Source organism: Mycobacterium lehmannii (assembly GCF_002245535.1).
Lineage (GTDB): Bacteria > Actinomycetota > Actinomycetes > Mycobacteriales > Mycobacteriaceae > Mycobacterium > Mycobacterium lehmannii.
This window is the reverse complement of the sequence record NZ_NKCN01000002.1, coordinates 280,752-294,883: the sequence shown is the minus strand read 5'-3', so window position 1 is coordinate 294,883 and position 14,132 is coordinate 280,752. Positions and strand designations below refer to the sequence as shown.

Here is a 14,132-nt window from a genome sequence, read left to right as displayed (position 1 = left end):
GTAGGCGATAACCCGGCCACACGCTAGATTCGGTTCCCATGACCGAACCGCTGGTGCTCGTCGACGACCGTGGTCCCGTGCGAGTGCTGACCCTCAACCGGCCGGAGGCTCGAAACGCCTTGAGTCGCGGACTGATCAAGGCCACTTACAACGCGCTCACCGAGGCCGACGCCGACGAGTCCGTCAACGCCGTGGTCCTCACCGGCACAGACCCCGCGTTCTGCGCCGGCGTCGACCTCAAGGAGGCCCAGCGCGACGGCCTGAGCTATTTCGAGGAGTTCCGGTCGCAGAGTTGCATCGCCGCGACGGGCAACATGCGCACACCGATCGTCGGCGCCATCAACGGCGCGACCTTCACCGGTGGGCTGGAGATGGCCCTGGGCTGCGATTTCCTCATCGCCTCCGAACGCGCCGTGTTCGCCGACACACACGCCAGGGTCGGCATCCTGCCCGGAGGCGGCATGACCGCCCGACTCCCCCAGGTGGTGGGGCTGGCCATGGCCCGGCGGCTGTCGATGACCGGCGAGGTCGTCGATGCCGCGCGCGCCGAGCGCATCGGCCTGGTCACCGAGGTCGTCGCCCACGACCGGCTGGTCGACCGCGCCGCCGAACTGGCCGCACAGATCGCCGAGGTGCCTGCGACAGTCATGCTCGGGCTGAAGGAGATCTACACGACGGGCGCGGCCGCGGTGATCGATCCCGCGCTGGCCGCCGAGGAGAAGATCGCGTTCGCCCAGCACCGCGACTTCGCCGGTCTCGGCGACCGGTTCCAGGCCATCTCGGAGCGCAACAAGCGCCAGATCGACAGCTGACCTTCTGTAGCTTCTGTGCCGTCTGTGCCGCGACGGTGCGTGTCTGCTGACGGCACGCGGGCGTTCTGCGACGTTTTGCGCGCGCTCGCGGGCGTCGAACGTGCGCAAAGTGTCGAGTTTTCGCGGCGTGTCGACTGCAGACCCGCACGCTCGCGCCACAAGGGGGGACGGGCGCGACGGGCACAACAGGGGGTTAGCGGCGTTGGCGCAGCAGGATGAATTCGACTGTGCGGCTGCCGCCGAACTCGGGGCGCGGGGCCGTCGTCGACTCCACCTGTTTGCGCGCGTGCACCGTGATCGGGGTGTGCGGGTCGAGCACCGACAGGTAAACCCTGTGCTCGGCCAGTGACGTGACCGCCCGCTCGAAGGCTCCGTCGTCGATCACCTCGACGTGCGTTGCCTGCGGCCCGTTCTGAAACAGCCAGCGCGGCGGGTGGGGCAGGCTGTCGTAGGCCTCGACGACGGCCGCGGCGAACTCCATGTGATCGCGCTGGTTGGGCGCGCCGGGCGCCCACTCGGGACCCCCGTAGATGCTGATCACCACATCGGGCTGGAGTTCACTGATCGCCTCGACAATCCTGGCCCGCAGTTCGGGGCTGTTGCGGATCTCGCCGTCCGGGAACTCCCAGAACCGGACGTCGGCCACACCGACGACCGCTGCCGATCGCATCTGTTCGTGCTCTCGCAGCGGGCCGGCCTGTTCGAGGGCCATCCCCGCGATGCCCGCTTCGCCGCGACTCGCCAGTGCGTAATGGACCCGCCTGCCCGCAGAAGTCCACTTCGCCACCGCCGCGGCGCACCCGTACTCGGGATCATCGGGGTGCGGCACCAACACGAGGGCGGAACGCCAATCGGAGGGAAACGCGTCAAACACGCCCTCTATGCCACCACACCGTGCACGACGATGGCTGTGGTCTGCTCAACCCAGTCGTCGCCGAGCGGCTCGCCCGGCCGCAGCAGCATCCCCAGCAGCGTCGCCCCGCCGATCACCTCCACCAACCGGTCCGGGTCGACGTCGGGATAGACCTCACCCCGCCGAACCGCGTCGGCCACCCGGTCGCGCACGGCCGCGAACACACCGGTGAACCGGTCCATCACACGAACGTTGAGCTCGTCGTCGGCGACCATGTCGGCGATCAGACCGGGCAGCGCCGCCCGCACCACCGGAGACGCGAATACGTCTCGGGTGGCGGTGAGCATGGCGCGGATGTCGGCGGCGATGTCCCCCGGCGGGGTGGCGATCGCGGTCGGCGCGGCGGGGAACGCCGCTTCGTGCACCAGCTCGGCCTTGCTCGACCACCGGCGGTACAGCGCGGTCTTGGTGGTGCCCGCCCGCTCGGCCACCGCGGCGATCGTCAGATTCGAATATCCGATCTCCGCAAGGAGATCCGCCGTCGCGCGCAATATGGCAGCGTCAATGCGTGGATCCCGGGGCCGCCCGGCGCCCGGGGTCTTGTCAACCGATGACGCGTCTGGTTTCATAACGCTACCCACCGTATCGTAATTATCGGCGAAAGAAGAGGCTGTGGCCAACGAACCGGCTGTCGAAGACGTCAGCCGCCTCGAACATTCAAGTCGCGATCTGTCCACCCTGCCCGGTGTGATGTCCCGATGGCTGTCGACCGTCCTGCCGGGCGGGGCAGCACCAGAGATCACCGTGGAAAGTGGCGTCGACGCCAATGGGATGTCCTCGGAGACGATCATCCTGACCGGGCGATGGTCCGTCGATGGGCAACCGCAGGACCAGAAGTGGGTGGCGCGGGTGGCGCCGACTACCGAGGACGTTCCGGTGTTCTCGTCGTACCGGATGGATCATCAGTTCGACGTGATCCGGTTGGTGCAGGAGAAGACCGACGTTCCGGTGCCGCAGGTGCGTTGGCTGGAGAACAGCGGCGACGTGCTCGGTACTCCGTTCTTCCTCATGGATTACGTCGACGGCCGGGTGCCGCCCGATGTCATGCCTTACACGTTCGGGGGGAACTGGTTCGCCGACTCCCCCGCCGAACAGCGCCGCGAACTGCAGGACGCGACCGTCGGCGTGATCGCCAAACTGCATTCGATTCCCGAACCCGAGACGGTGTTCGGATTTCTCGACGACGGATCCGACCGGAACGCGTTGCGGCGCAATCTCAACTGGCTCCAGGACTGGTATCAGTTCGCTGTCCCCGACATCGGGCGCTCATCGCTGGTCGAGCGCGCGCTCGACTGGCTGGAGGCGAACTGGCCGGCCGACGCCGCGGGCAACGACCCCGTCCTGGTCTGGGGCGACTCCCGCGTGGGCAACGTGCTGTACTCCGGCTACCAGCCGGTGGCCGTCCTCGACTGGGAGATGGCCACACTCGGGCCGCGCGAGATGGATGCGGCGTGGATGATATTCGCGCACAACGTCTTCCAGGAGCTGGCCGGCCTTGCCGGATTGCCGGGGCTGCCCGACTTCATGCGCGAGGAGGACGTCAAGAAGACCTATGCGGCGCTGACCGGGGTCGAACTCGGCGACCTGAACTGGTTCTACGTCTACTCCGGTGTGATCTGGGCGTGTGTGTTCATGCGCACCAGCGCGCGGCGAGTGCGGTTCGGCGAGATCGAACAACCCGACGACGTCGAATCGCTGTTCTATCACGGCGCGCTGTTGAAACGACTCATTGGAGATGACTCCTGATGCTCGGTCCCACCGACGAATTCCCGATTCACCAGATCCCCCAACCGATCGCGTGGCCGGGATCCTCCGACCGCAACTTCTACGACCGGTCCTACTTCAATGCCCACGACCGCACCGGCGACATCTTCGTGATCACCGGCATCGGGTACTACCCGAACCTGGGGGTGAAGGACGCGTTCGTCCTGGCCAGGCGCGGCGACACCCAGACCGCGGTGCATCTGTCCGACGGCATCGACTCCGACCGGCTCAACCAGCACGTGCTCGGCTACCGCGTCGAGGTCACCGAACCACTGCGCAAGCTGCGGATCGTGCTCGAGGAAACCGAGGGCATCGCCGTCGACCTGACCTGGAACGGTCTGTTCGACGCCATCCAGGAGCAGCGGCACGTCCTACGCACCGGCACCCGAATCACGTTGGACGCCCAGCGATTCGCGCAGGTCGGGTCGTGGAGCGGGGTGATCTCGATCGACGGCGAGGACATCTCCGTCGACCCGGACGTGTGGATCGGCAGCCGCGACCGGTCGTGGGGCATCCGCCCCATCGGCGAGGCGGAACCCTCCGGCCGCCCCGCCGATCCCCCGTTCGAGGGCATGTGGTGGCTGTACGTGCCGATGGCGTTCGACGACTTCGGGATCTGCCTGATCATCCAGGAGGATCCGACCGGGTTCCGCAGCCTCAACGACTGCACCCGCATCTGGCGCGACGGCCGCGTCGAACAACTCGGCTGGCCGCGAGTGAAGATCCACTACACCTCGGGCACCCGAATCCCCTACGGCGCCACCATCGAAGCGACCACCCCGGACGGGTCGCCGGTGGTGTTCGAGGTCGAGTCGAAGCTGGCGGTACCGATCCACATCGGCGGCGGGTACGGCGGTGACTCCGATTGGCTCCACGGGGTGTGGAAGGGTGACAAGTTCACCGAACGCCTCACCTACGACATGACCGATCCGGCGGTCAACGGCCGCGCCATGTTCGGCGTCATCGACCACGTCGGCCGCGCCGAGTGCACCGAAGGGGGTAAGACCAGTGAAGGGTGGGGCCTGTTCGAACACGGTGCGCTCGGTCGACATGACCCGTCGGGCTTCAAGGACTGGTTGACCCTGGCCGACTGAGCCGGCTGAGCGGTTCGGTGCGCTAACCGTCGCTGCGCGATCAGTAGCGCACCGAAATCGCAGACTTTCAGGCGACCGTTGTCACCCGCACCGGTGCGCGGCCGAACACCATCGACTCCTCGATCCGGTCGAGCCGGTGGTCGATCGCGTCGAGCACATAGTTGTGCCGGACGTTCCACGGCCGGTGCGTACCCGACTTCGGCAGGACATGCGCCGCGCGTTGTACGTAGCCGGCGTTGATGTTCCACGCGGGTTTCTCCGCCATGGGCTTGTCCCCGAGATGCGGGTATGCGTGCGTATAGCCGTGAGAATCCATGTAGGAGATCAGCTTTGCGAACGCCCGAGCGGTCAGGTCGGCGCGCAACGTCCACGACGCGTTGATGTAGCCGACGCACCAGGCCAGGTTGGGCACGTCCTCGAGCATGTGCTCCTTGTAGACGAACCGGTCCTGCGGTTTGACCTCCTCGCCGTCGATGCTGATCAAAACCCCGCCGAGCGCCTGCAATTGGATGCCGGTCGCTGTGATGATCACGTCGGCGTCGATCCGCTGCCTGGACCGCAACGCGACGCCGGACGAATCGATGTGGTCGATCTGGTCGGTCACCACGTCGAGGCGGCCCGTGTTGATCGCGTCGTAGAAGTCGTTGTCGAGCATCGCGCACAACCGTTGGTCCCACGGGTCGTACCGCGGCTTGAAGTGCACGTCGACCGGATAGCCCTTGGGCAGATTGCGTTTGGCGTAGTTGCGGATGTAGCGCCTGCTGAGCTTGGGCGCCACCTTGGCGAACGCATAGATGAACACCGTGAAGATGGTGTTGTAGATGCGCGCACCCCAGTAACCGGCCCGGCCGGGCAGCACCTTGCGCAGCGCCTGCACGATGGGGTTGATCCGTGGCCCCGACAGCATGTAGGTAGGCGAGCGCTGCAGCATGGTCACGTGGCCGGCCTTCTCGGTCAGCGACGGGATCATGCTCACCGCCGTCGCGCCGCTGCCGATGACCACGATGCGTTTGCCGGTGTAGTCCAGCGACTCCGGCCAATGCTGCGGGTGTACGACGTCGCCGCTGAACTCGTCGAGGCCGGGGAAGTCCGGACGGTAGGGCTCGTCGTAGTTGTAGTAGCCGGTTCCGAAGAACAGGAAGCGACTCCGGTACGTCTTGGGTGTCCCGTCCTGCTCGGTGTGCACCGTCCACGTATCGGTCGACGAGTCCCAGTCGGCCGACAACACGCGGGTGTTGAACCGGATGTGCTCGTCGATGCCGTGCTTGCGCGCGGTCTGAACCAGGTAGTCGCGGATGTCGGGCCCGTCGGCCACGTTCTCCGGCCGGGTCCAGGGCTCGAACGGGTAGCTCAACGTGAAGATGTCACTGTCGGAGCGGATGCCCGGATACGTGTGCAGGTCCCAGGTGCCGCCGATGCGGGCCCGCCGCTCCAGCACCTTGTAGGACGTGTGCGGGTTCTTCTCCTGCAGGCGGTAGGCCGCGCCGATCCCCGAGATGCCCGCCCCGATGATCAGCACATCGGAGTAGTCGTCAACACGCTCTTCGCGCCCATTGGCACTCATCCGCAACCTCCTTTGGTCCCGCTGAGTACCACCATAGGAGTCAACCTGTCAGTGCGTCGACGATCTCGGCCAACGCATCGATCGCGATGGGTCCGGGCTGGTAGAGGCAGACGCGGTCGGACACCCCGTCGACGCGGTCGCGGATGTGGGCGGCGATCTCGGCCGGGGTGCCGCACGCGGCGATGGTGTGCAGCACCTCGTCGTCGATCAGCGTGCCCATCTCCTGCCACCGGCCCTGTTTGGACAGCGCGTTGAGCTCGGGCTGCAGCTCGCCCCAGCCGTGCACGTCGAGCACCGGGCGGTAGGCCGGGGTGGAGCCGTAGAACGCCAGCAGCCGGCGGGTGGCCTCGTGGGCCGCATCGTGCGTGCCGACCGACACGATGATCTCGGGCACCAGCGCGAAGTCGTCGAGGGAGCGCCCCGACGACGCCAAGCCGGCGCGTACCTCGGGCATCGTCGCCTCGTGCAGGAATCGCTTCGAGCCGAACGGCATGACCAGCAGGCCGTCGGCGACGGCTGCGGTGGCGCGGGTCAGCTTCGGCCCGAGCGCGCCGAGATAGATCGGCGGTGGGCCGTACGGGTTGGGACCGGGATTGAACGTCGGGGTCATCAGCGTGTGCCGGAAGTATTCGCCGCGGAAGTCGAGACGTTCGCCGGTCTCCCATGCGGCGAACACCGCACGCAGCGCGGCGACCATCTCCTTCATCCGGGCGACAGGGCGGTCGAACGCCGCGCCGTATCGCTTCTCGACCTGCGTGCGCACCTGCGTTCCGAGGCCCAGCGTGAAGCGGCCCTCGGCGAGCACCTGATGGTCGTAGGCCTGGTGGGCGAGCTGAATGGGGTTGCGCGGAAACGCAATGGCGACGTTGGTCATCAGATCCAGACCGCCCACCGTCGACGCCAGCGTCAGCGGCGCGAAGACGTCGTGCGGTCCTTCGAAGGTGAACACCCCGCTGGCACCCGCGTCGCGCAGCAGTTGCGCCCGCTCGATCGCATCGGTTGGGCCGAACAACGCTGTCATGACCTTCACGGCGTGAGAGCCTAATCGCGTGACGATCCAAGCCAGTGCCGACGCGGTCGTCGTGGGCGCCGGATTCGCCGGTTTGGCGGCGGCGCGTGAGTTGGTCCGGCTCGGTTACGACGTCGTGGTCCTCGAAGGTCGCGACCGGGTCGGCGGGCGGTCGTCGACGGCGACGATCGCCGGCGTGCCCGTCGACCTCGGCGGCACCTTCATCGGACCCACGCAGGACGCCGTCGAAGAACTGGCCGCCGAACTGGGCTGTGCGACGGTGCCCACCTTCAGCGGTGGTAAGAACCTGATTCGATGGAGGGGCCGGGTCCGCTCGTATCGCAGCACGATTCCCCGGCTGTCGATCATCGAACTGCTCGACGTGTCGCGCATCCAGTGGCGCTTCGAGCGCGCCTGCCGGCGGGTGGCCGTCGAGGCGCCGTGGACCGCCCCGCACGCCCACGCCTTGGACGCCCTGTCGCTCGACGGCTGGTTGAAGTCGGTGCACGCGAGCGCCGGGACCCGAGACCTGATGGCGATCATGTCGCGCGTGACCTGGGGTTGTGAGCCCGACGCGGTGTCGATGTTGCATGCCGTGCGCTACGTCAGGGCCGCAGGCGGGCTCGACCGCATGCTCGACGTGGAAGGCGGTGCACAGCAGAGCCGCTTCCCGAACGGCACCCAGCAGATCGCGATTCGGATGGCCGAGGAGCTGGGCTCGCGCGTCGTGCTCGACGCCGCGGTGCGCAGCATCGAACGCCACAGCGACGGCACGCTCACCGTGACATCCGATCAAGGTGAGGTGCGCGCCAAAGCCGTCGTCGTCGCCATCCCTCCCGAACACCGCCAGGGGATCGAGTTCTCACCCGAGCTGCCCGCCGAGTACGGCAAGCTCGCGCAGCACTGGCCCCAGGGCAACCTGAGCAAGGCATACGCCGCATACGACAAGCCGTTCTGGCGCGCGAAAGGGCTTTCGGGAGAGGCGCTTTCCGACGAAGGCCCGGTGTTCATCACGTTCGACGTCAGCCCCTCCAACGACGGCAACGGAGGTGGCCCCGGCATCCTGCTGGGCTTCGTCGACGCCCGCTCGTTCGACTCGCTGCCGGCCGCACAGCGCCGGGAGCGGGCGCTCTCGGGGTTCGCGGGGCTGTTCGGCAACGCCGCGCTGGACCCGATCGACTATCTCGACCACTGCTGGGGTGCAGAAGATTTCGCGCCGGGAGGGCCGACGGCGGCCGTTCCGCCCGGCTCGTGGACGACATACGGCCCGTGGCTGCGCAAGCCGATCGACGGGATCTATTGGGCGGGAACCGAAACCGCTGACGCGTGGACCGGTTTTCTGGACGGCGCCGTCCGGTCCGGCAGGCGCGCCGCAGACGAAGTGCACCGCGCGCTGAGTAGTTGATCAGGAACTGACGCGGCGTTCGGCGGTCACCGACCGGATCAGGCCACGCAGATGCATGTTCACCTCGTCGGGACGCTCCAGGATGGCGCAGTGCCCGCCCGCCAACTCCACGAACTCGCTCAGATTGGGCGCCGCCTCGGCGATCCGACGCGACGACGTCACCGGAAGCAACCGGTCCTTGCGGCTGCCGATCACCAGCGTCGGCACGACCAGGTTGTTCAGCCCGATGTGTTGCGGTCCGAGATGGTCGACCAGCGTGCGGGCCCAGCCGCCGCGGCCGACCGGCGACGTCGCGGCGAACAGTTCATGCACGAACGAGGCGATCGCGGGATCGGCGTCGCGGCCGACCGCCAGCATCGAGACGAAGCGCTGATTCGGTCCGTAGATGGCGCGCGGAAGTGGCGTCGCACCGAACGTCTTCAGGAAGGTGCCCGCGGTGCGGACGCGGACGTTGGCCAGCGGCGCGGGCACGGGCAGCAACTTGACGTTGCGCAACAGGTCGCCGGTGGTGGTGTTGATGAGGGCAACGCCGTCGGCGCGTTCGGTCACCCGCTCGGCGTAGCGCTCGGCCCACGAGGTGATCGCTATGCCGCCCATCGAGTGGCCGGCGATGACCGCCCGTTCACCGGGCGCCAGCGTCGCATCCAGCACGGAATCGAGGTCGGCGGCCAGATGGTCGAGGCTGTAGGCGCCGCGGCGCACCGGCACCGCGCTGCGGCCGTGGCCGCGGTGGTCGAACGCGATCACGCGGTAGTCGCGCGACAGGTCGGCAATCTGATGGGCCCACACCCGCAGCGCACACGTGATGCCGTGCGCCAATACGATCGGATAACCGTCCTCGCGGCCGAAGACCTCGGCGTGTAAGCGGATGCCGTCCCTGGAGCGCACCTCGACGGCGCGTCCGGACGGGAGGGACTGAGCGGGGGCGAAGGCCGAAGCCCTCGACCGGCTGCGGGGACCACTGCTCATGTGCGCTCCGTTCGAACTCGGCAACGTTGCCGGATAAGTGAGCTTATCTAACAGTGTGCGCTTCGTGCGGCACCCCCCGCCGGGTTTCGGCGACTATCGGCGCAGCGGCGGAGGCTCCGACTTTCGAGTCGAGTTAAATGGCGGACATGCGCGCGATTCAGATTGCCAGCCTCGACGGACCACAAGCCGCCAAACTCGTCGAGGTCGACGAGCCGGACGGCGACGGCGCGGTCGTCATCGAGGTGCACGCGGCGGGGGTCGCGTTTCCCGATGTGCTGCAGTCGCGCGGGCTCTATCAGTACAAGCCGGAGATGCCCTACACGCCAGGCGGCGAGGTCGCGGGCGTGGTGCGCAGCGCTCCGGACAGCGCACATGTGAAGGCCGGCGATCGCGTCGCGGCGCTGACGATGCTGTGCGGCGCGATGGCCGAGGTCGTCGCACTGCCCGCCGAACGGGTCTTCAAGCTGCCCGACAACGTCTCCTTCGAGGCCGGTGCGGGCCTGCTCTTCAACGACCTCACGATGCACCACGCGCTGCGTACCCGCGGCCGGCTGGCCGAGGGCGAGACCGTGCTGGTGCACGGCGCGGCAGGCGGCATCGGCACGTCGACGCTGCGGTTGGCGCCGGCATGGGGTGCCTCTCGGGTGATCGCGGTGGTGAGCAACGAGGAAAAAGGTGCGGTGGCCACGGCGGCAGGCGCGACCGACGTCGTGCCGGTCGAGGGGTTCAAGGACAAGGTGAAGGAGCTGACCGAGGGCCGCGGCGTGGACATCGTCGTCGATCCGGTCGGCGGGGATCGGTTCACCGACTCGCTGCGCTCGTTGGCCCCGGGTGGACGGCTGCTCGTGGTCGGCTTCACCGGCGGCGAGATTCCCACCGTCAAGGTGAACCGGTTGCTGCTGAACAACGTCGATGCGGTCGGAGTCGGTTGGGGCGCTTGGACTTTCACCCATCCCAACTACTTGGCCGAGCAGTGGGCCGAACTCGAACCGCTTCTGGCGTCGGGCAAGGTGTCGGCGCCGCAACCGCAGGTGTTCCCGTTAGAGCGGGCCGCCGACGCGATCGCTGCGCTCGAGGATCGCTCGGCGAAGGGCAAGGTCGTCGTCGCCGTCCGGTGACTACAGGTAGGGGTCGGCCCAGGCGCTGACGATCCGCGCCGCCCGCGCCGCCTGATCCTTTTCGGTGAGCAGGTGATCGGCGCCTTCGAGTGAGACGAAGCTGCGCGGGTGACGCGCGCACTGGAAGATCTCGCTGGCGTTGGCGATGCCGACGGTGTTGTCGGTGGGCGAATGCATCACCAGAAGGGCTCGGCGCAGGTTGTGGATGCGATCGCGGAGGTCGGCATTGCGGACGTCTTCGACGAAGTGCCGCTTCAGCGTCAGCGCCTTGCCGCCGATGCGAAACTGCGCCTCCCCCTCTTCTTCGATCCGCTCCACGACCGCGTCGTAGATCCGTTCGACATGGGCGGGCTCGTAGGGGGCCGCGATGGTCGCGACCGCCTTCACCGTCGGGCAGTCGTGGGCGGCGGCGATGACGGCCGAGCCGCCGAAGGAATGCCCGACCAGCAGGCGCACCTCGCGGCCTTCGGCGTTCATGAACTCCACGGCACGCGCGGTGTCGGCGACCTTGTGTGAGAACGACCCGTCGCTCCAGTCGCCTTGCGAATCGCCGAGGCCGAGGTTGTCGAACCGCAGCATGCCGATGCCTTCGTCGGCGAGTCGTTTGCAGATCCGGCTGGCCGCCGGTGAGTCCTTGCCGAGCGTGAACCCGTGGGCGAAGACGCCCCAGCCGCGTACGTCACCGTCGGGAAGATCGATCACGCCCGCGAGAGCGGGTCCACTGGCGCTTGCGAAGCTGACGCGTTCACCCACGCGCGTCATCCTGTCATGGAGCTGACGGGTTCACTGCTGCTGCAGCAGGTCGCGTTTGACCTCGAGCCTGCGCAGCTTGCCCGACGAGGTTCGCGGCAGAGTACCGGGTTTGACGAAGACGACCTCGCTGGGCACCACACCGCATTCGGATGCGACGCGCTCGATGAGGTCGGCGCGCGACCGCGCCTCGTCGGGTCCGCGGAACTCGGCGACGATCGCGACACCGGGACGGATCGACCGCTCCCCCACCCCGATGGCGACCACGGCGCCTTCGCGCACACCGGCCGCTCCCGCGGCCACCCGCTCGACCTCCGCCGGGAAGATGTTGCGGCCGGCCACGGTGATCAGTTCCTTGGCGCGACCGCACACCACGAGGCTGCCGTCGACGAGGTAGCCGAGATCGCCTGTGGCGAACCAGTCGTCGGGATGCAACGGTGCGTCGTCGCGGTAACCCGACATCATCGAGGTACCGCGGATCAAGATCTCGCCGACCTTGCCGTCCCCGCGCTGTTCGACGCGCACCGACATGCCGGGTATCGGCTCGCCGAGCAGCGCATGACCGGCGTCGTCGATGACCAGGCCGCGACCGGGTTCGGGAACCGTTACCGCACAGGTGGATTCGGCCAAGCCATAGGAGGGCGCGAGCGCGCCCGCGTCGAATCCGAATCGGGCCATCTCCTCGGCGAAGCGCGCGGTGAGCGCGCAGTCGACGGGTTCGCCGCCGTTGAGCGCGAACCGCAGGCTGCCGAGGTCGACATCGGTGACGCGTCGCGAGTACTTCCCGATCAGGCCGTAGGCCATGTTGGGCGCAGCCGTGATCGTGGCGCGGCTCTCGGTGAGCCAGTTCAGCCACCGAAACGGCGACGCCTGGAAGGCCGCCGTCGGCGCCTGCCACACGTCGATGCCGGCCAACGCCCCGGCGAGCACGAAGCTCAGGCCCATGTCGTGGTACAGCGGCAGCCAGGAGCAGCCGACGTCGCCCGGTCCAACCCCAATCCGCGTGTTCAGGCCGTCGAGGTTGGCGAGCACCGCGTCCGGTGACAGCTGCACCGCGCGCGGCACGCCTGTGGAGCCTGCTGTGCCCTGCAGGATCGCGATGTCGGCGGCTCGGTCGGGTCGCCGGAAGTTCGTCGATCGGGTCAGCGGGGCGACCGAATCCAGTTCCTTGACGATCGGGCCGCTGTCGACGAGGCCCAGTTGCTCCAGCTGACGTCCCCGGCTGAGCACGTGGCTGACGCCCATGCCCGCGAACCGGGCCACCGTGGATTGCGCCCACTTGTCGGCGTCGGCGCCGCGGACGGGGCCGGGCGCGATGGTCACCGGCACGCCGGCCTGGAAGGCGCCGAGGATGGCCGCGATGAGTTCGACGGTGGGCTCGTTCGCCAGGCCGAGCGCGGCCACTTCCTCGTTGAGCAGCCAGTCGGCGACATTCTCGGCGCGGGCGTGCACTTCCGACCAGGGGTGGCGCGTCCACGTCCCGTCGTCGAAGACGTAGAGGCTGTTATCGGAGCTGGTCAACCGCTCGGCAAATGTCGCAGCCAACGATTTCATCTATAACCTCGCAGTGCTTACCCGCTCAATTCGCGATTTTCGGTCTAGTAAATATCGCCTAAGCTAACTTACGGGAATTTGCGGTGATCCTACGGGGTGGGAGGCTTCGTTCGTAGGCCAGCTTCAGCGGGCATCGGCCCAGACGTCGACCCGGTGCACCGGCAGACCGTGGCCGGGCAGTAGGTGTTCGACGGGCAGCGCGCGCATGCGCTGCTCGCTGCGTTTCGCGGCGGCGGCGTCGACGGTCTCGGGGGTGAACCAGGCTTGCCCGCCCGCGCTGAGCACCGCGTCGCCGGAGATCAGGGTCCGACTGTCGGCATGCCAGAACGCGGTCGAGTCGTCGGTGTGGCCGGGCACGTGCAGCACCTCCCAGCCCGGCGCGCCGGGCAGCGGCTGACCGTCGGCCAGCGGTCGCGCCCCGCCAAGGGCGTCACCGACCATCCCCTTACCTCCGCCGTACCCGGCGATGCGGGGGCCGTCGGCGAAGCCGCGCAGTCCGGTCAGGTCCAGCGGCTGGCTGATCAGGGTGGGCCAGATCTGGACGATCTTGCTCAGCGCCGGGGTGCGGGGCTGCCGCGTGCCGTCCAGATAGCTGAGAGTGACCTCGGGAAGATGGAGCGCCACGAGGTGTTCGGCGGCCAGTCGCGGCGCCCCGGCGACGTGGTCGCTGTGGCCGTGGGTGGCTGCGACCGCGCCGACGGTGCCGCGGTAGACCGACAGCACGCCCGCGACGTCGTCGGCGCTGCCGGGCATGCCCGCGTCGACCACGACAACGCCGCGGTCGCCACGGATCAGGTAGCAGTTGAAGATCCACCGCGAGAGGCGGATCACCCCGATGTCGTCGAGCGGATCAACGACCAACGCCATCGCAGGCTCCTTCGGTGGGGTCCACGTGAGAAGTGTGCGGTGCGGGACTCTCCTGCGGCAAGCATCGGGCCGACGCTTCCGGGAGCGGCGTAGCCAATGGGAAGCCAATGGGAAGCGAATGAGAACGGCCCCCGGAGTGTCCTCCGAGGGCCGTTCCACCTAGTAGCGGGGACAGGATTCGAACCTGCGACCTCTGGGTTATGAGCCCAGCGAGCTACCGAGCTGCTCCACCCCGCGTCGGGTGAACGCAACGTTACCGAAGGCGCTCGCGCAGTTCCAAATCGCGCGGTCACCGATGGTGGTGAATCGCGTC

At 67.9% G+C, this 14,132-nt stretch carries 13 protein-coding genes and 1 tRNA gene; 5 read left to right on the top strand and 9 right to left on the bottom strand.

What is annotated here, in order from left to right:
• Window positions 1-38 precede the first annotated feature (38 nt).
• The gene (locus CEX87_RS03870) at window positions 39-812 is read left to right on the top strand and encodes an enoyl-CoA hydratase (protein ID WP_094286038.1); all 774 of its coding nucleotides are present in this window, start codon (window positions 39-41) and stop codon (window positions 810-812) included.
• A 193-nt stretch (window positions 813-1,005) separates the two neighbouring features.
• On the opposite strand, the gene CEX87_RS03865 is transcribed toward CEX87_RS03870, so the two are convergent.
• Window positions 1,006-1,686 (bottom strand): PIG-L deacetylase family protein, encoded by a 681-nt coding sequence (locus CEX87_RS03865; RefSeq protein ID WP_064417238.1) that lies wholly within the window; start codon window positions 1,684-1,686, stop codon window positions 1,006-1,008.
• 5 nt (window positions 1,687-1,691) lie between these two features.
• On the bottom strand, window positions 1,692-2,294 hold the full coding sequence (locus CEX87_RS03860) for a TetR/AcrR family transcriptional regulator (protein ID WP_064394359.1): 603 nt from the start codon (window positions 2,292-2,294) through the stop codon (window positions 1,692-1,694).
• A gap of 43 nt (window positions 2,295-2,337) precedes the next feature.
• Between CEX87_RS03860 and CEX87_RS03855 the strand changes: the two genes are divergently transcribed.
• Both CEX87_RS03855 and CEX87_RS03850 read left to right on the top strand, forming a co-directional pair.
• Window positions 2,338-3,471 carry a phosphotransferase family protein gene (locus tag CEX87_RS03855; RefSeq protein ID WP_064394358.1) on the top strand — a complete coding sequence of 378 codons (1,134 nt, stop codon included), beginning with the start codon at window positions 2,338-2,340 and terminating at the stop codon, window positions 3,469-3,471.
• The gene (locus CEX87_RS03850; protein ID WP_064394357.1) at window positions 3,471-4,583 is read left to right on the top strand and encodes an Rv3169 family protein; all 1,113 of its coding nucleotides are present in this window, start codon (window positions 3,471-3,473) and stop codon (window positions 4,581-4,583) included. Before CEX87_RS03855 ends, CEX87_RS03850 begins: the two co-directional genes overlap by 1 nt.
• A gap of 67 nt (window positions 4,584-4,650) precedes the next feature.
• On the opposite strand, the gene CEX87_RS03845 is transcribed toward CEX87_RS03850, so the two are convergent.
• Window positions 4,651-6,147 carry a flavin-containing monooxygenase gene (locus CEX87_RS03845; RefSeq protein WP_094286036.1) on the bottom strand — a complete coding sequence of 499 codons (1,497 nt, stop codon included), beginning with the start codon at window positions 6,145-6,147 and terminating at the stop codon, window positions 4,651-4,653.
• 40 nt (window positions 6,148-6,187) lie between these two features.
• Entirely contained in the window at window positions 6,188-7,177 is a 990-nt protein-coding gene (locus CEX87_RS03840; protein WP_094286034.1) for a TIGR03617 family F420-dependent LLM class oxidoreductase, read from the bottom strand.
• Between the two features lie 19 nt (window positions 7,178-7,196).
• Here CEX87_RS03840 and CEX87_RS03835 point away from each other — a divergent pair, with 19 nt between their 5' ends.
• Window positions 7,197-8,561 carry a flavin monoamine oxidase family protein gene (locus CEX87_RS03835; protein ID WP_064426858.1) on the top strand — a complete coding sequence of 455 codons (1,365 nt, stop codon included), beginning with the start codon at window positions 7,197-7,199 and terminating at the stop codon, window positions 8,559-8,561.
• Here the strand turns inward: CEX87_RS03835 and CEX87_RS03830 are convergent, their stop codons facing one another.
• Window positions 8,562-9,530, bottom strand: coding sequence for an alpha/beta fold hydrolase (locus tag CEX87_RS03830; protein ID WP_094286032.1), 969 nt, complete (start codon window positions 9,528-9,530; stop codon window positions 8,562-8,564). It abuts the gene before it with no gap.
• Between the two features lie 146 nt (window positions 9,531-9,676).
• Between CEX87_RS03830 and CEX87_RS03825 the strand changes: the two genes are divergently transcribed.
• Complete coding sequence (locus tag CEX87_RS03825; RefSeq protein ID WP_094286217.1) at window positions 9,677-10,648, top strand: NADPH:quinone oxidoreductase family protein; 972 nt, start codon at window positions 9,677-9,679, stop codon at window positions 10,646-10,648.
• On the opposite strand, the gene CEX87_RS03820 is transcribed toward CEX87_RS03825, so the two are convergent.
• From CEX87_RS03820 to CEX87_RS03805, 4 genes are all read right to left on the bottom strand, one after another.
• Window positions 10,649-11,401, bottom strand: coding sequence for an alpha/beta hydrolase family protein (locus CEX87_RS03820; RefSeq protein ID WP_064426918.1), 753 nt, complete (start codon window positions 11,399-11,401; stop codon window positions 10,649-10,651).
• 30 nt (window positions 11,402-11,431) lie between these two features.
• A complete protein-coding gene (gene mbtM, locus CEX87_RS03815; RefSeq protein WP_094286030.1) occupies window positions 11,432-12,952 on the bottom strand; it encodes a long-chain-fatty acid--ACP ligase MbtM in 1,521 nt (506 codons plus the stop codon).
• A 123-nt stretch (window positions 12,953-13,075) separates the two neighbouring features.
• Complete coding sequence (locus CEX87_RS03810) at window positions 13,076-13,819, bottom strand: MBL fold metallo-hydrolase (protein WP_094286028.1); 744 nt, start codon at window positions 13,817-13,819, stop codon at window positions 13,076-13,078.
• Between the two features lie 163 nt (window positions 13,820-13,982).
• Window positions 13,983-14,056: transfer RNA gene (locus CEX87_RS03805), tRNA-Met, on the bottom strand.
• Between the last annotated feature and the right edge of the window lie 76 nt (window positions 14,057-14,132).

Coding starts and splice junctions, on each gene's coding strand:
- CEX87_RS03870 (WP_094286038.1), top strand. CDS start 39: ATGACCGAACCGCTGGTGCTCGTCGACGACCGTGGTCCCGTGCGAGTG.
- CEX87_RS03860 (WP_064394359.1), bottom strand. CDS start 2,294: ATGAAACCAGACGCGTCATCGGTTGACAAGACCCCGGGCGCCGGGCGG.
- CEX87_RS03850 (WP_064394357.1), top strand. CDS start 3,471: ATGCTCGGTCCCACCGACGAATTCCCGATTCACCAGATCCCCCAACCG.
- CEX87_RS03845 (WP_094286036.1), bottom strand. CDS start 6,147: ATGAGTGCCAATGGGCGCGAAGAGCGTGTTGACGACTACTCCGATGTG.
- CEX87_RS03830 (WP_094286032.1), bottom strand. CDS start 9,530: ATGAGCAGTGGTCCCCGCAGCCGGTCGAGGGCTTCGGCCTTCGCCCCC.
- CEX87_RS03825 (WP_094286217.1), top strand. CDS start 9,677: ATGCGCGCGATTCAGATTGCCAGCCTCGACGGACCACAAGCCGCCAAA.
- mbtM (WP_094286030.1), bottom strand. CDS start 12,952: ATGAAATCGTTGGCTGCGACATTTGCCGAGCGGTTGACCAGCTCCGAT.
- CEX87_RS03810 (WP_094286028.1), bottom strand. CDS start 13,819: ATGGCGTTGGTCGTTGATCCGCTCGACGACATCGGGGTGATCCGCCTC.